Source organism: Microcoleus sp. PH2017_12_PCY_D_A, assembly GCF_020738565.1.
Lineage (GTDB): Bacteria > Cyanobacteriota > Cyanobacteriia > Cyanobacteriales > Microcoleaceae > Microcoleus.
In genome coordinates this window covers 78801-95239 of sequence record NZ_JAEQCI010000033.1, presented here as the reverse complement: position 1 = coordinate 95239, position 16439 = coordinate 78801, and the positions used below count along the sequence as shown (strand labels likewise).

The following is a 16439-nucleotide window of genomic DNA, read 5'->3' as shown; positions in this document are numbered from 1 at the left end:
GACTAATAACAGACTGCCCTATGCCCTATGCCCTATGCCCTATGCCCTATGCCCGATTCCCAGTTATTATGAAATTGCAAAAAAATACATTTATATTGATAGCCGTTGCGCTGACGATGGCGGGGTTGGTTTCTTTGTACGAGACGCAAGTGTCCCCGAAACAGGAGGCGGCTAAGGACGAAAAACATAAAATTTTTACTTTCAAGTCCGATCGCGTACAATTCTTTACAGTCAAAACTCCGGAAAAAATCTTGACTTTTGAACGAGTTTATGCTCAGAAAGGAGGTAAGTCTAGCTGGGAAATGAAATTGCCGGTGCAAGCACACGCGAATCAGGCATCGGTGGATTTTTTGCTGGACAGGCTGGCAACAGGAAAGAGCGATCGCACTATAGATATTACTGCCGCTCAACTGCCAGAATTCGGCCTCGACCAACCGCAAGCCACAGTCACAGTCAAGCTGGACAACCAGGAAACTCACCGCCTAGTGTTAGGCAAAACAGACTTTAGCGGCCGCTTTTTGTACGCCCAAGCCAACCAGGCGGAAGCGCCACCTCAAAATAGGGCCCAAACTTTGCCAGTCCTGCTGGTACCTTTTGACTTTAAAAATGCCGTCCAGCGACCTTTGTCTGAGTGGAAAAAAGCAGAAACACCCAAACCAGAGAAGCGGCAAACACCTTCTCCCACGCCAAGTCCTGAGAATCAATAGATTGCTGGTCGATCCTTGATGCTGTAATACTCTCAATCTGCCTTTTATGAACAGGCTCTCCGGCCTGTTCCACAAAGAGTGAATTTTATTGTGGAACAGGCCGGAGAGCCTGTTGCTGATAATGGTGCGCTCTGAGATAAAATCTCAAGAACAAATTCTAAAACCTCTCAATTCCAACATTCCTCGCCTAAAATACAGGAAAGTTTAAGTTTAAACTGTATTAAAATAGCGTGCATTACCCCAGGAACGGGCGAATATGTTTCAGACAGCACTCAACCAAGGTACGACAGCAACGGATACAGCGCTTGACGTTGAACTCCGCAAGGTCTTTAAGGTATTTAATGGCGAAACCGCAGTCCGCGGAGTTGACCTCAGCATTCGTCAAGGAGAATTTTTTAGCATTCTCGGGCCTTCCGGCTGCGGTAAGACTACCACGCTGCGCTTAATCGCTGGCTTCGAGACTCCCTCGGCGGGGGAATTGATGATTCGCGGCCAGTCGATGACCAATACTCCAGCTTACCGCCGTCCGGTAAATACTGTGTTTCAAAGCTACGCCCTGTTCGGACACATGAATGTCTGGGACAATATCGCTTTTGGATTGCGGATTAAAAAGCTGGGGAAATCGGAAGTTGAAGAACGGGTACGGGAAGCTTTGCAATTGGTGAAAATGGAATCTTTCGCCAACAGGTTTCCGGGTCAAATGTCGGGCGGCCAGCAGCAGCGGGTGGCTTTGGCGAGAGCTCTGGTAAATCGACCGGCGGTTCTGTTGCTGGATGAGCCCCTGGGTGCTCTGGATTTGAAGTTGCGGAAGCAGATGCAGTTGGAATTGTCGAATTTGCATCAAGAGTTGGGTTTGACTTTTGTGATGGTGACTCACGATCAAGAAGAGGCGATGAGTCTTTCTAACCGGATTGCGGTGATGCACGAGGGCCGAATTGAGCAAATTGGTTCGCCTGAAGAAATTTATGAGTGCCCGCAGACGGCTTTTGTGGCGGATTTTATTGGGGATACGAATTTGTTTTCTGGTACGGTGGAGGCGATCGACCGATCGACTGTCACAGTTCGCACATCAGCCAATCTGAAAATAGTCGTTCAGCAGTCGGATATGTGGAATGGTGTCACCGGGGACTCTGTGATTGTTAGCGTCCGGCCTGAAAAAGTATATTTAAACCTCTACCAGCCGGAAGTTTCGGTCAACTGTTTTGAAGGGCGGCTCAAAAACATCATGTACATGGGCACCCACGTTCATTACGTGGTTGAGTTGTCCTCGGGCGATAAAATTACGGTGCGCCAGCCCAATAGTGGTGGCTCTTTCCCAGACCCGCACACGCCGATTTATGCTTACTGGGGAACTACTGATTGTCTCGCTTTGGGCGATCGATCCTAACGATGGAGAGGGGGAGAAAGGGAGAAAGGGAGAAAGGGAGAAAGGGAGAAAGGGAGAGGGGAGAGGGGAAGAATTCCCAATTACCAATTCCCAATTCCCAATTCCCAATTCCCAATTCCCAATTACCAATTCCCAATTCCCAATTCCCAATCCTCAATCCTCAATTCCCCAATCTAAAATCTAAAATCTAAAATCTAAAATCAAACTGTGCCTCCGACTAACGGGTTAGCCCTTTCCAGTTGCGGCTGGCGGCTTGCAGACGTACAATCTGCCCCTCCCGTCAAAGGTGCTGCCGACCAACTTTTCATCTATACTTGGGCGGGCTATACCGATAAAGCTTTGCTCGATCGCTTTGCTGAAAAAACCGGCATTCGCGTAGTCGCCGACGTGTTAGACTCCACGGAAACAATGCTGGCGAGACTTAAAGTCGGTGTTCCCCAGGTCTACAGCATCATTTACCCGTCAGACTACATGGTGATGCAGATGAAAAAACTCGGGATGCTAACTCAATTAGACCGATCGATCGTTGGCGGACTAGATCGGCTCAAAAAGCGGTTCCAAAACCCCGTTTACGACCCCGGAAACCGCTACAGCGTGCCTTTTAGTTGGGGGACAACTGGATTGATTTACAACAGCGAACAGTTCAAAGAACCTCCCGAAGATTGGAGTTATTTGTGGAAACGCAAACAGGAATTGGCAAGGCGAATGACTCTGCTAAACGACGTTAGAGAAGTAATGGGCGCGACGCTGCGGATGCTGGGTTATTCTCTCAATTCTACAAGCCAACAACAAGTTAAAAAAGCCTATGAAAAATTAGAAGAACTCAAATCGGCGATCGCTTCTTTTACCACAGATGCTTGGCGATCGCAAATGCTGACAGGAGAGTTGAAAGTAGCAATGTGCTACTCTTCTGATGCCAATGAAGTAATTGCAAACAACCCTAAATTTCGGTATATTGTGCCGAAAAGCGGATCTGCCCTGTGGACTGACACCTTAGTAATTCCTAATGGAGCACCAAATCCAGACGCAGCTTACAAATGGATTAATTTCATACTGCAAGCTGATGTTGCGGCTTCCCTAGTCCAACGATTAGGTTTTGCAACTCCTTTAGAAGATGCTTTTTATTTGCTGACTCCAAAAGTTCGCAAAAACAAAATTATTTTTCCTGCTGAGGCTACTTTAGAAAACTGCGAAGGCGTGGCACCCCTAGGAAAATTTGCAGATGTTTACGATCGTTACTGGACAAAACTAACCAGTATCTAATAGCATCAGTATTAATCTGCGTTTATCTGCGTTTGCTCGAACATCTAAAATCAGCTAATTCCTAAATCCCAAATCTAAAATCCCAATTAGAACTGTGCCTCCGACGGGTTAGCCCTTTCCAGTTGCGGCTGGCGGCTTGCAGACGTACAATCTGCCCCTCCCGTCAAAGGTGCTGCCGACCAACTTTTCATCTATACTTGGGCAGGCTATACCGATAAAGCTTTGCTCGATCGCTTTGCTGAAAAAACCGGCATTCGCGTAGTCGCCGACGTGTTTAGCTCCAACGAAGAGATGCTGGCTAGAGTTCAAGCCGGTGGCGGCCGCGCCTACAGCATCATTTACCCGTCTGACTACATGGTGGTTCAGATGACGGAACTGGGGCTGTTGACTCCATTAGACCACTCAATTTTGGGCGGACTCGATCGGCTAAAAAAACAGTTTCAAAACCCTGTATACGACCCGGGAAACCGCTACAGCGTGCCTTTGAGCTGGGGAACCACAGGCTTGATTTACAACAGCGAACAACTCAAAGAAGCTCCAGAAGATTGGAGTTATTTGTGGGAACACAAAAAAGAGTTAGCAAGGCGAATGACGCTAGCAAGCGATGTTCGAGAAGTCATGGGCGCTGCGTTGCGGATGCTGGGCTATTCTCTGAATTCTACTAACCCAGAGCAAGTTAAAAAAGCTTACGAAAAGTTGGTGGAACTCAAACCTGCGATCGCATCTTTTACCACAGATGCTTGGCGGCCGCAAATGCTGACAGGGGATTTGAAGGTAGCCATGTGTTATTCTTCTGATGCCAATGAAGTCATTTCAGATAACGAGAAATTGAAGTATGTCGTGCCCTCAAGCGGTTCTTCTCTGTGGACTGACACTTTAGTAATTCCCAAAGGTGCTCCCAATCCCGAAGCAGCTTATAAATGGATGAACTTTATGCTGCAAGCAGATGTCGCTGCTTCTTTGGTAGAGCGGCTCAGTTTTTCAACTCCTTCGGAAGATGCTTATAGTTTGCTGACGCCCGAAGTCCGAGAAAACGAGCTTCTTTTCCCTTCGGAAGCTGTTTTGAAAAATTGCGAAGGTGTGGCTCCCGTAGGGAAATTTATGGAAGTGTACGATCGCTATTGGACTAAATTAACCAGCGGTTAATCTTATTTATTGCCATAAATTTCATGTACATTTCGATTTACCGTGGGGTGGGGGCGGGTTTATGAGATTGTTTAATTGAGGCGATTATGGTTGGTGAACCCGCCCCGAGAAATCAAAAATAAACAATCAAAAGGGGCGGGTTTATGAGATTGTTTAATTGAGGCGATTATGGTTGGTAAACCCGCTCCGAGAAATCAAAAATCACAACTAAAAACAATTATTTATGGCTGTTTCAACTAAAACTCCCCCTCCCATTCCTCCCAATTCTTTGAAGGCTGAAAGCGTCCCCCCGTGGTCAAAGTGGGCTGGCCCGCTGGCATTGCTCGGCCCTTCAGGCTTGTTCCTGGTTTTATTATTAGTAATACCAACTCTGGTGATTTTTCAGCTTAGTTTGGTGCCGAATATTAAGCCGGGAGATTTGGTGAATCCTTCGGGAATCGCTAACTACCTGCGAGTGTTTGAGCCGCTGAATTTGCAGGTGATGGGTCGATCGCTCTTTTTCGCCACGGGAACGACTATTCTGTGTTTGCTGCTGGGATTTCCCGTCGCTTACTGGATCGCGCTCAATGTCTCGCCCAAGTGGCGGAATTTAACGTTATTGGGCTTTGTGTTGCCGCTGTGGACTTCTTCGCTGTTGCGATCCTATGCTTGGATTACAATTCTGCGTCCTACGGGCGTTCTCAACTCGCTCCTGGGACTTTTGGGCATACCTCCTCTAGAATTGTTAAATCAAAGTTCGGCTGTTCTAATCGGCATGGCTTACAGCTATTTGCCCTATATCGTGACAATTCTCTACGCTTCCTTGGAAAAGCTCGATCGCAGATTGCTAGAAGCATCTCAGGATTTGGGCGCCAATCCGGTAGAAACTTTCTGGAAAGTGACAGTACCGCAGACAATGCCGGGGATTGCCGCTGGTTCTTTGCTAGTATTTATTAGCTGTTTGGGCGATTTTGTCGATCCCGAGTTGCTCGGTGGAGCTTCCAGCATGACGGCGGCTCGTTTAATTTACAATCAGTTTTTGGGAGCGACTCAAAATTGGGGGCTGGGATCGGCTCTGAGTATGGTATTAATTTTTGCAGTGAGTATCGGAATTGCACTTTTACTCAAATATGGCGATCGTAATGCAGTTTAAGAAGAAGGAAGAAGGAAGAAGGAAGAGGGAAGAAGGAAGAGGGAAGAAGAAAGAAGGAAGAGGGAAAAAATAATTATAATTTTCCTAATTACCAATTCCCCAATTCCCCGATTACCAATTAGCAATTCCCCGATTACCAATTACCAATTACCAATTCCCGATTAACGAGATATGGAAAATACCGCCGACCATCCACAGGAGGAAATACAACCAGATATGTACTTAAAGCCTAAATTTAAGATTTCTTGGCAGGCCATATTTACCGTTTCGATGTTTTTTTATATGTACCTGCCCATCCTGGTACTCACATTTTACAGCTTTAACAAATCCCGTTTCAGCGCCGGGTGGGAAGGATTTACTTTAGATTGGTACGTTAAATTATTTAGCGATACGCGGATTTTAATCGCGCTGAGAAACAGTTTAACAGTCGCTGTTTGTGCAGTTGCCATCTCGGCGGTACTCGGCACTTTAATGGCCGTTGGTTTAGCCCGCTACCGCTTTCCCGGCAAAAGTTTATATCAGGGAGTTTCCTACTTGCCGATTATTATTCCAGATATTGCCAGCGCGGTGGCAACTCTGGTATTTTTAGCAGCGCTGGCTATTCCTCTGAGTTTGTGGACAATTGTTGCAGCTCACGTTGTGTTTTGTCTGGCTTACATCGCTCTCGCTGTTTCTACGAGATTGGCAGATTTAAACCCTTATTTAGAAGAAGCTGCCTTGGATTTGGGTGCAACGCCTGTCGAAGCTTTTGTTCAGGTTTTGCTACCTCAATTAATACCTGGAATTGTTTCTGGTTGTCTGCTATCTTTTGTCCTCAGCATGGACGATTTTTTGATTGCGAGTTTTACCGCAGGTAGCGGGACTACAACTCTGCCGATGGAGATTTTTAGCCGGATTCGGACTGGGGTGAAACCTGATATTAATGCTTTGAGCGTGCTGTTGATAGTAGGTTCGGGAGGATTGGCGTTTTTAGCGGAATATTTGCGCGGTAGGGGCGATCAAAAACGGGCTCATTAGTCATTAGTTGTAGGGTGCGTCGCCACAGAAAATTTCTAACTCAATATAGACAATTTCACAGCGACGCACCTGATAGCATCGAGAAAATATCTGGGTTAACCCGCATTAATCTGCGGTTTCCCTATAATTTTTAAGGGTTGAGAACGCCCGCCGATTGATATCATGTCCCTTATATTACGATAACAAAAACAGTTGGTTCGTAGTGCGGACTTCAGTCCGCAACAAGTGAGCGGACTGAAGTCCGCACTACGAACCTAACTTTACTTATTGTAGTGAATCTACTGAAGATGATATGACGATCGCAAACAATAACATTACCAAGGGCGGCGCTAACTCATTGTAAGGTGCGTCAGGAGGAAAATTATTAATCTGCCCGAGTCACATTCACACCTGACGCACCCTACAAAAGCTCATTAAATTTCCGCTCGGGAAGGTGGTAATTTCACCTTACTGGCCAAACCTACTGCTTCCAAGGCTTGAATTGTCATCCAAGTGAAATCAATTTCCCACCATTTCATACCGTGACGGGCAGAGTATTGATAAGCGTGGTGGTTGTTGTGCCAGCCTTCGCCGTAAGTCAAAACTGCAACCCACCAACAGTTAGTAGAACTATCTTCGGTTTCGTAGGTGCGGTAGCCAAATTTGTGAGTGGCGCTGTTGACAAACCACGTGCAGTGATATACCAAAACTAAGCGGGCAAAAATTACCCAAACTACAAATGACCAGCCTGCTACGAAGTACAGCAACACGCCAAAGACGATTTGCATCGGGAGAAAATATTTTTGCAAAAATTGGTAAAATCGATCGCTCGAAATGTCTTTTGTGCAGCGGGGAATTTCAGCGTGAGCGGGGCCTTTATACAGCATCCAGCCTAGGTGACTCCACCAAAAACCATTCTGGGCATTGTGAGGGTCGATCGCATTTTGGTCAGAGTGGGTGTGGTGCAAACGGTGCAGCCCAACCCAATCAATTATTCCTCCTTGACAGGCAAGGGCTCCGCAAAATGCTAGAAAGTATTCTACGAATTTTGGTGTCTGAAAACTGCGGTGGGTGAGCATCCGGTGCCATCCGAGAGTTATTCCCAAACCGCCGGTTATCCAGTGCATGAATACTGTTAAACCAACTGCTGTCCAATTGAAGTTACTCGGTAGCAGTGCGAACAAAGCGCCGATATGAAGTCCTGCTAAACTAATAACGTGCTTCCAATTGTATTGGAGTTTTTCTTGCGTTGCTATTGTCATTCTTTTGTTGATTTCTGATGAGATGCTAACCTGGCTTCACGCATAATAGTTTGGATTGAGCAGTGAACTTTTTTGCTGCACGCTTGCTCAAACGAATCAAAAATGAATGAATTATAGATTTTGGATGAGGATTGAAAAAGATTTACGGTTTAATTTTGAAAATAAAACTTTTGGCTGCCAAACAAAAATTTTTGTTCCCAAATCTATTATAACTGGTTATGGTGTTGGTTGGGTCGATCGCACAAGATGATTCAATCTCAGTTCAACCCAACCTTTACCGATCGCATGCAACAGGATTAGACATTGGTCAGTCGATTTTAGATTTTAGATTTTAGATTTTAGATTTACTCGCGCAGATGAATCTGGGAGTTTGAACTAGCCTCTAAAACCTTCAGATATCCACTCAGGAGCGTCGGCGGTGTACCCGTTTTTGGGCGGGTCACGAGCCAGTAGTCCAGAACAGATGACCGACAACCAATGACTAATTGCCGATCGCCCTATTTTTCTGCTAACTTCACTTTGGTTGCCAAACCCAGCGATTGCAGCAGTTGAATTGTCATCCAGGTCAAGTCGATTTCCCACCATTGGAGACCGTGACGAGCGGAGTATTGGAAAGCGTGGTGGTTGTTGTGCCAGCCTTCGCCGTAGGTGAGCAAAGCCACCCACCAGCAGTTAGTCGAACCATCGCCGGACTCGTAGGTGCGGTAGCCAAATTTGTGGGTAGCGCTGTTAACCAGCCAAGTGCAGTGGAACACCACCACGATCCGCATGAATACGCCCCAAACCACGAAAGACCAGCCGCCTAATAAATAAAGCAACACACCGAAGACAATTTGGATGGGTATAAAATATGCTTGGAGAAACTTGTATACTGGGTCGTCGCCGATGTCTTTGGTAAAGCGGGGGATTTCAACTCGGATCGGCAGATCCGAGAGCATCCAGCCCATGTGGCTCCACCAGAAGCCTTGATTGGAATCGTGGGGATCTGTTTCGGTGTCGGAATGGATGTGGTGTAACCGGTGCATTCCTACCCAGTCAATGGGGCCGCCTTCACAGGACAGGGTGCCGCAAATCACTAGGAAGTATTCGAGCCATTTCGGTGTTTGAAAACTGCGGTGCGTAACGAGACGGTGAAATCCGAGAGTAATTCCTAAACCACCTGTTACCCAGTGCAGGAATACTGCTAGCCCGACCGCAGACCAGCTAAAATTACCCGGCAGCAAAGCAAATAGAGCGCCGGTGTGCAGAAAGGCCATAAAGCCTATGACAGGCCAATCAGGAGAAGTTTTTTTGGAAGTTGCAATCGTCATGAATATCTTATGTTTACAAACTAGGGGCCGCATCTACGCCATAATGAACAGCGCGCACGCAAGTGGTGAGCGAGGTATAGATGAATAGCGTTTCACGGCTACAGGAAGCAGAACAGGCACTCTTTCAGATTTTTTCTGGTATTGACGCGACAGTCAAGCAAAATCTTCAACGAGTCTTAAAAGCTTTTCGCAGCCACCGGGTTGGAGTCCACCATTTTGCTGGGGTTACGGGTTACGGCCACGATGATTTAGGGCGGGAGACTTTGGACGGGGTATTTGCCGAAGTGGTAGGGGCCGAGGCGGCAGCGGTGCGGGTACAGTTTGTTTCGGGTACTCACGCGATCGCCTGTGCTCTTTTTGGCATCCTGCGTCCGGGTGACGAAATGTTGGCAGTGGCTGGTTCTCCCTACGATACTTTAGAAGAAGTGATCGGCTTGCGGGGGCAAGGTCAAGGTTCACTCATTGACTTCGGCATCCTTTACCGTGAGTTGCCTCTAACTCGCGAAGGAAGTGTGGATTGGCAGGCATTGAGCTGTGCTATTTCAGCAAAAACTCGCCTGGTTTTGATCCAGCGCTCTTGCGGTTATTCTTGGCGATCGAGTCTGTCTATTTCTGAGATTAAAAAAATCGTCACAATAGTCAAACATCAGAATCCTAACACAATTTGCTTTGTTGATAATTGTTACGGAGAGTTTGTTGATGATTGCGAACCTACTGCTGTGGGTGCGGATATGATGGCTGGTTCTTTGATCAAAAATCCGGGGGGTACGATCGTCCCTGCGGGCGGTTACGTGGCCGGGAGGGCAGATCTGGTAGAGGCGGCAACTTGTCGCTTGACAGCACCGGGAATCGGCAGCAGCGGGGGCGCAACTTTTGATTTAAACCGCTTGCTGTTTCAGGGTTTGTTCCTGGCCCCTGGGTTTGTGGGCGAGGCGATGAAGGGCAATCATTTGACGGCTTATGTTTTTTATAAGTTGGGCTATCGGGTGAATCCGATTCCTTTGGCGAGGCGCAGGGATGTGATTCAGGCGATCGAATTCGGTTCTGCTGATAAGTTAATTGCTTTCTGTCGGGCTGTGCAGCAAAATTCCCCGGTGGGTTCGTATTTAGATCCCGTGCCGGCGCCGATGCCGGGATACGAGAGTCAGTTGGTGATGGCTGGTGGTACTTTTATTGATGGCAGTACCTCGGAATTTTCAGCAGACGGGCCTCTGCGAGAACCCTATGTGGCTTTTTGTCAAGGGGGGACTCATTGGACTCATGTGTCGATCGCCCTTGAGGCTGCGATCGAGGCTGTGGGCCCAGCTAAGTAAGTCTGGTATAGCGAAGTGGTTTTTGAGTGATAGATTTCAGCTTAGCTAGTGGAGTAAGGTGCGCACTGCGCACCCTACAGATAGAGTGTGTGCGTCCAGGACTGTTATTTTTCCACTGCTGCGGGAGTGAAACGAATTTCTATCCGTCTCCTAGTTGGATCGGGACTACGATTGGTTCCGGCGTATTCTCCAGAAATTAGGAATAGTTGTGCTGCTGAATAAGCACGGAATTTTAAACCTTGTAACCGACCAGTTTTTTGTTGCAAATCTTGGAGATTTTTGACTACTGCTAAGGCCCGCATTAATCCTAAATCTGCATTAGAACCTGCTTTTAAGTTACTGACAGATTCATTACCACTAGCTACATTTTCTAACGTTTGATCTAAATTGCTAACAGGCTCTACTGTTTCTTGACCGTCAGTATGACCGATTATTTCTACAACATATCCGGGATATTGCTTGGCAAAAAGTTCAAGTTGGTTAACTACCTTATTGTCAATAAATAAACGCAGACCTTCTGGTAAATCGGCTCGTCCTGCATCGAATTTAAGAGGGCGATCTTGAAAATTATCGGAGTCTTTTATAATAATTAAAGGTGGCGATTTTAGGCTTTGTATTTGTCCTTGTAATTCTGTAATTTGATTATTTTTTCCCCGCTGTTCGCCCAGCAAATCTTCATATTTTTTTTCGAGCATGATAATTTTATTTTGAGTATTAACCAGTTCGTCGCTTGTATTTTCTGCTGTTGATTTTAAGAATACGGATTTCACTAAGGCTAGTAACAGGAATAAATTTATAATCATAAAGGCGTTAGACATCAAATCTGTGAAAGCTGGCCAGATATTGAGGTCTTCATGGGAATCTGCGGGACGGGCTCGGCGACGCATAATTTAAAGTTCTCAGTTGTGGTTAAAAAAATTACTCATTCGGTATATTCTCTGGAATTTATAGCTATCCCCAGGAATTTTGATCGCTGAGATGTTTATCAACAACCGGACTTTCTATCTTCTCTCTCAAAGTCTCTACCAACTCAGCAAGCTCAGATTTTATGTCACTGAGGTGATGGACGTATTGCTCAATACTTTCGGCGATCGCTTCCGATTGCTGCCTGTTACTATCAGCTTGATTGTTCATCGTTTCTGCAATGCTGCCAGCAAAAGAGTTAATACTTGCGACGATGGCTTGCGATTGTAGATTGTTATTCTCCGTTTGATGGCTAATAGTTTTAGTAATCCCGCCAGTCATAGAGTCAATCCCCAAATTAACCTGATTTGTATAGTTATTGATAGTCTGTACTAACTTTGTCAACTCAACTTGTACTTTATCCAAACTATCTACTCTAACTACAATCCTTTTCTGTAGTTTGTCAAGCGTTGTGACAGCAGACTCAAAACTCTGCGAGCCTTGCTGAAGTTTTGGAATAATCTGGCTTAGTGACTGTTGATTAGTTTGATGCAATCCTAACACTTGGACTGAACTCTGATTGAGCAGGCTGATTTCTTCTGTCACATTTACTAACTGTTTGCTAAAATCCTGGATTTGACTCAAGGTAATTCCCAGAGATTCAACAGTATCAGCTAAACTTGAAGTTGAGTTAGAAAAATTAATTTGTGTGGTAGCTAAATTAGCTGTAGCTATTGATAATTTCTCAGGAAAATCGCTATTTTCCAATGTGTTAGTCGCTTCTGTAAATCTACGCGCAGCTTCCTGAAATTCATGAGCACCCCTAGCAATTGTACCAGAAGCTTCCGCTAAACGACCGTAAACTTGTTCCGCTAAATTAGCAGCCTTAAGATTAGCTTTAATGATTTCTTCAATCTTTTCTTTTAGAGCAGATTCTACACCCTCACGGACAGTTTGACCAAATCTAGTTAAAAAGTTGTCAAATGTATCTGCCATGCCTTTAACTACTTTATCAAGGCGAGTTTGTCCCTGTATTTTTGGTTGATAAACATTATCCAAATAATCCTCTAAATAGCTAATTAACTGTGACTTAGCTAAACCAGTATTCCATAGAAAATTGACCACAGTCAAAGCAGAACTACAAAATACTGCTATCAGACTGGTAATAAAAGCAATTCCCATCCCTTGCAACGGTTTCTGCAATTCAGCAAATACTAAATCCTGATTAATATTTGTATTTCCCTGAAGTTGAGTAATTGTTTGACTCAGATTAGATAAATTAAGCGTAATCCCTAAAAAGGTACCTAATAAACCAAAAGATATCAACAGATTAGGTAAGATGCGACAAAAATAATCTATCGCATCGTAACCAAACTGCCTCCCCAAAAATACAATCTTCTGTTCACCATAAATTCCATCAATTAAAGCCGCTGAATTCACTTCTTCTAGATACTGACTAGCAGCTTTAAATCTACTTTCCAAATCTTCAACAATTCTCGGTTTCGAGCCTGCTTTGTTATCCTTCAGTAGCAATCTTACTTCTTTTGTCTTTTGCACTAAATTGCCATAAAGACTAATTCGTTGGAGTCCCGCAAATAAAGCAGGTAAAAACACCAGCAGTATAATCAGAACACGCAAGTACATTGGAACTAATTTTAACAATTTTAACAAGTCAAAAAACATAATCGATCAACTCCAGAATGAAAAATGCTAGATACCTGTGTTGTAAAAGGCGAGGTAAACCCGCCAGCCACAATTTTCATCAAATCGGATACTTATTTAAAATCTTTTGCCGCTCCTTTTCATACTCCTGATCGGTAATAATACCATCATTCACATCCTGTTTTAACAGCTCCAATTCTTGCCGTCTCTTAGCACGATTATCAACATAATCAGTAGGCTCATCAACTATTTCTGCCTGAATGACTTCCTGAGAATAACCGATTCCCGGAGGCGAAGTTTTAGGATTTTGTAAACCTTTAAATCTTTCAGCCATTCTTTTACGAAAACGATTGATAATCCCCTCCTTAGCAGGCATTTCAGTAGTTCCAGGAACCCCAACCACCGTAGCTTTGTAAGGATAATTAGGATGATTCTCCGGCAACTTATCTACAAAATCTACAAAATCCCGTAACTTCGGTAAATAGTCATCTTGCCAAAGATTAGGATTTTTTTCAATCCGAGCGATCGCTAGATCCAACAACCTCTTCAAAGCATCAGTCATATCCCGTCGATTAGCCAATTCTTCCAGTGCTTGATTCCAGACTGAACTAATCCCAGCATTAGAATTACAGTCCCGCAATTCGTCATAATACGAAAACTCCAACTGCTGGGTATTTGCATTTTTACCAATCAGATCGAAAGCCAAACAAGGATAAAGAATATCCTCTAATTCCTCCATAATAAGAGCATCAGGCGGAATAATGTCAGTAAACCGAGTTCGGTAGTCATTGTGTAGAAAAGAACTCTCAGAATTGAGCTCGCGAATGTAGGGATTTCGCATCTGTTCCAAACCGCTAATCAGTCTCAGAGGAAACCCCGCATACTCAGTCACAATTAAAATTTCATCCTCAGCTTGAGTAGGTTTCAGGACACTTTCTCCAATTCCTAAATCCCTTCCCAAAGTAAGTTTAAACTGCTGAACTTCAGACTCGTCAGTATCCTTAAAACCTACTAACTCACTTTTTTTCGCAGGACTATTACGGAAGTAGGGATCGCTCAAGTTTAAGCGTAGCAGTGGCTCAGATTCCTGTCTAATTTGTCCCAAACGAGTGGAACGATCCTGAATCGAATAATTTTGGATAAAACGCTTAATCACAGATTGAACAATCTGAGTGCTGCGAGAACCAAATAACTTGTCAACTGTCAAATCAATTTCCTTTTGCAGTTGTAATTGAGCAGTGCGATCGATCAAATAAGCAATCGAATCTTCCACTCCAGAAACTTTTGTAATCTCCTTGCTCACCAACACCAACTGAGAGCGCAAATCTTGCTCCGGTAGCAAGGTTTTATAACACTCCTCAATATCTTTATTGTCAAAAATTGCCTCGCCGCTCATTTCATCAAAATTCAATTGTCTTAAATCGCTTTCCTCCTTCTCATAGTCACTCTTCAGATTGCCTACCAAGCGGTTAAAACCAGCCAATTGAGTTGAATGTTCTAAAACGTGCTTCTGCAAATCTCCGACAATTTGCAGCACTTCCTGAGTTACCACTAAATCAAAGTTGTGCTTAATTAAATCGCAGACTTCCCGCACAACTCTTTTAGCTTCAGCTTGCACTTGCCGATTCTTGCTCCCCAAAATTGGGAAGTCAAATTTTTGCTCAATCTCGTCAATAATCTCTTCCGCATCTCGCCATTTTTTCTCCAAATCTTCCAGCTTGCGAGTTCCCCCAAATTTAGCAATCTCTTCCTCCAACTGAAGCTGATAACGATTCAAATCGGTTTGCAAAGCATCTAACCAATCGCGACTGCTTTTAATCGAAAATTTCACATTTCCCGGAGTCAACAAACCAGCTAAAAACTCATCGATATCATGCTTAAACTGTTCCGTAATCGTCGGACGAATTTGTAACAATCTTGTCAGCCAAATTCCCCTTGTAGTCTCAGTTTCCCCAGGCTGAGTTTTGCGAAACTGATCGCGAAACTCTCGCGGTAAAGTTTGCCTGATTCCGATGCGATCGTCCTTGCTTTGGCAATCATTTATTACTCTCTCTAACTTGGCATTTCTCCAAGTATTGAGCATACTGGCAAAAGTCTTATTGGATTCTTGCACTGCTGCTGCTAATTTGAGAGTAAAACCATCCCTATTAGCCAAATCGCTATGCCACCGATACTGAATTAAAAATTGATCGAGTGACGACTGCGGATCTGGGCTTTGTCCCTCTCCATTTAACCAGAATGTTACCAATTTTAAACTAATTCGAGTTAATGCAATTTGGACAATAATGTCGCGGGGAAAATAAATCGCCGCCAGTCCGAAAGTTAAATACCGCTGGATATTTGGTCGCGGATGGTCATCCCACTGAATCAAATGCTGCAAGAAATTATCCCGCATTCCCTTAACTACAGGCGCTAATTCTCCAGAAAAATCTAGTGCTATTTTATGAGCAATAACATTGCATAATTTGCGCTGTTCTAGAATCGAATACTCGCCCGCAGTTTGATTTGAAACTAAATAAGCATAGTCAAAAGGCGGCCGCGATTCCTGCACTAAAACTAAGTTTTGCATATCATAACAAGCCTCAAATTTAGTACCAGGAGTGGTGTAGTAATTCAGTTCCTTAAGTGCAGCATAAGTATTGGCACTCATATTAGAAGTATTGCCATATAACTGCGGACTAATCACCAAATATCCGACAATTTGAGCCCCTGCATCGCCGTAAGCTTGTCTGAGACTATAAGCAACATCTAAAAACATTCCGCTACCAGTGCCGCCGCATAGAGAACCCACGACAAAAATATTCAATCCTGGTTCAAGTCTTAAGCCAGATTTTAATAAATTTGCCTCGTGTCCTCGCGTCCGCCTTTCTGCGGTTTCTACCGCTGTTTTGATTTTTTGATAGTTATGGAAAAAAGCCAATCTGCCTACAGGTCTAATGCCTTTTGCTCCTTCTTCTACTGCTTTAATATTTCGCAGTAATTGGGGCGGAAACCAACGGGCAATATGGTCGTAAGGCCCTTGGCGGTCGTACTTGGAACGCCGTTCTAATCCCTGCACAAAGTTAGTTACTTCTGCTGATGTCATTGTCGCGCCTACTTTTTCAGAGTCGCGAAAACTGAGATCAACACCGTGATAGGTACTACCAGTTCGCAAACCCGATACTTGTGTTGCGGCCTTGTCGGTATCGATGTGAACAAAACTCACGATCGGCAACTGACTTAAATCTCCATAGCGATCTACGATTAAGCGGCGAATTCGCATTAATACATCTCTTCCTGTACCGCCTAAACCAATACAAATTGTCCTATTTATACCCCGAACTTGGCGATCGCTGCTTGTAGATTGAGTCATATTGCT

The 16439-nt window shown here is 44.6% G+C and carries 11 protein-coding genes and 1 pseudogene; 7 read left to right on the top strand and 5 right to left on the bottom strand.

All coding sequences use genetic code 11. The annotated features are described in order from the left end of the window. Nucleotides 1-68 precede the first annotated feature (68 nt). The 6 genes and pseudogenes from JGK39_RS10410 (at nucleotide 69) to JGK39_RS10385 (ending at nucleotide 6652) form a co-directional block, all read left to right on the top strand. Nucleotides 69-707: a DUF4340 domain-containing protein gene (locus tag JGK39_RS10410; protein WP_293252954.1), complete on the top strand. Its 639-nt coding sequence runs from the start codon at nucleotides 69-71 to the stop codon at nucleotides 705-707. A 256-nt stretch (nucleotides 708-963) separates the two neighbouring features. Then, the gene (locus JGK39_RS10405; RefSeq protein WP_293252957.1) at nucleotides 964-2094 is read left to right on the top strand and encodes an ABC transporter ATP-binding protein; all 1131 of its coding nucleotides are present in this window, start codon (nucleotides 964-966) and stop codon (nucleotides 2092-2094) included. A 207-nt stretch (nucleotides 2095-2301) separates the two neighbouring features. After that, nucleotides 2302-3357 carry a spermidine/putrescine ABC transporter substrate-binding protein gene (locus JGK39_RS10400; protein ID WP_293322149.1) on the top strand — a complete coding sequence of 352 codons (1056 nt, stop codon included), beginning with the start codon at nucleotides 2302-2304 and terminating at the stop codon, nucleotides 3355-3357. A 105-nt stretch (nucleotides 3358-3462) separates the two neighbouring features. Continuing rightward, nucleotides 3463-4503: pseudogene (locus JGK39_RS10395) on the top strand (spermidine/putrescine ABC transporter substrate-binding protein); the annotation flags it as partial. Between the two features lie 223 nt (nucleotides 4504-4726). After that, complete coding sequence (locus JGK39_RS10390) at nucleotides 4727-5635, top strand: ABC transporter permease (RefSeq protein ID WP_293295479.1); 909 nt, start codon at nucleotides 4727-4729, stop codon at nucleotides 5633-5635. A gap of 171 nt (nucleotides 5636-5806) precedes the next feature. Continuing rightward, nucleotides 5807-6652, top strand: a complete 846-nt coding sequence (locus JGK39_RS10385) for an ABC transporter permease (protein WP_293252964.1) — start codon at nucleotides 5807-5809, stop codon at nucleotides 6650-6652. Between the two features lie 413 nt (nucleotides 6653-7065). Here the strand turns inward: JGK39_RS10385 and JGK39_RS10380 are convergent, their stop codons facing one another. Together JGK39_RS10380 and JGK39_RS10375 are read right to left on the bottom strand one after the other, a co-directional pair. After that, nucleotides 7066-7893 (bottom strand): fatty acid desaturase, encoded by an 828-nt coding sequence (locus JGK39_RS10380; protein ID WP_293252967.1) that lies wholly within the window; start codon nucleotides 7891-7893, stop codon nucleotides 7066-7068. A gap of 497 nt (nucleotides 7894-8390) precedes the next feature. Next, a complete protein-coding gene (locus JGK39_RS10375; RefSeq protein ID WP_293252970.1) occupies nucleotides 8391-9203 on the bottom strand; it encodes an acyl-CoA desaturase in 813 nt (270 codons plus the stop codon). An 80-nt stretch (nucleotides 9204-9283) separates the two neighbouring features. Here JGK39_RS10375 and JGK39_RS10370 point away from each other — a divergent pair, with 80 nt between their 5' ends. Next, nucleotides 9284-10516 (top strand): methionine gamma-lyase family protein, encoded by a 1233-nt coding sequence (locus JGK39_RS10370; RefSeq protein ID WP_293252973.1) that lies wholly within the window; start codon nucleotides 9284-9286, stop codon nucleotides 10514-10516. Nucleotides 10517-10620: 104 nt separating this feature from the next. Here the strand turns inward: JGK39_RS10370 and JGK39_RS10365 are convergent, their stop codons facing one another. From JGK39_RS10365 to JGK39_RS10355, 3 genes are all read right to left on the bottom strand, one after another. Further along, a complete protein-coding gene (locus tag JGK39_RS10365; protein WP_293295477.1) occupies nucleotides 10621-11403 on the bottom strand; it encodes a hypothetical protein in 783 nt (260 codons plus the stop codon). A gap of 64 nt (nucleotides 11404-11467) precedes the next feature. Further along, on the bottom strand, nucleotides 11468-13102 hold the full coding sequence (locus JGK39_RS10360; RefSeq protein WP_293252979.1) for a P-loop NTPase fold protein: 1635 nt from the start codon (nucleotides 13100-13102) through the stop codon (nucleotides 11468-11470). Between the two features lie 79 nt (nucleotides 13103-13181). Then, a complete protein-coding gene (locus JGK39_RS10355) occupies nucleotides 13182-16433 on the bottom strand; it encodes a tubulin-like doman-containing protein (protein ID WP_293252982.1) in 3252 nt (1083 codons plus the stop codon). Nucleotides 16434-16439: the final 6 nt, after the last annotated feature.

What these genes read in the sequence shown, in the direction of transcription:
- JGK39_RS10375 (WP_293252970.1), bottom strand. Translation starts at nt 9,203, where the DNA reads ATGACGATTGCAACTTCCAAAAAAACTTCTCCTGATTGGCCTGTCATA.
- JGK39_RS10370 (WP_293252973.1), top strand. Translation starts at nt 9,284, where the DNA reads ATGAATAGCGTTTCACGGCTACAGGAAGCAGAACAGGCACTCTTTCAG.
- JGK39_RS10355 (WP_293252982.1), bottom strand. Translation starts at nt 16,433, where the DNA reads ATGACTCAATCTACAAGCAGCGATCGCCAAGTTCGGGGTATAAATAGG.
- JGK39_RS10385 (WP_293252964.1), top strand. Translation starts at nt 5,807, where the DNA reads ATGGAAAATACCGCCGACCATCCACAGGAGGAAATACAACCAGATATG.
- JGK39_RS10365 (WP_293295477.1), bottom strand. Translation starts at nt 11,403, where the DNA reads ATGCGTCGCCGAGCCCGTCCCGCAGATTCCCATGAAGACCTCAATATC.
- JGK39_RS10360 (WP_293252979.1), bottom strand. Translation starts at nt 13,102, where the DNA reads ATGTTTTTTGACTTGTTAAAATTGTTAAAATTAGTTCCAATGTACTTG.
- JGK39_RS10405 (WP_293252957.1), top strand. Translation starts at nt 964, where the DNA reads ATGTTTCAGACAGCACTCAACCAAGGTACGACAGCAACGGATACAGCG.
- JGK39_RS10410 (WP_293252954.1), top strand. Translation starts at nt 69, where the DNA reads ATGAAATTGCAAAAAAATACATTTATATTGATAGCCGTTGCGCTGACG.
- JGK39_RS10390 (WP_293295479.1), top strand. Translation starts at nt 4,727, where the DNA reads ATGGCTGTTTCAACTAAAACTCCCCCTCCCATTCCTCCCAATTCTTTG.
- JGK39_RS10380 (WP_293252967.1), bottom strand. Translation starts at nt 7,893, where the DNA reads ATGACAATAGCAACGCAAGAAAAACTCCAATACAATTGGAAGCACGTT.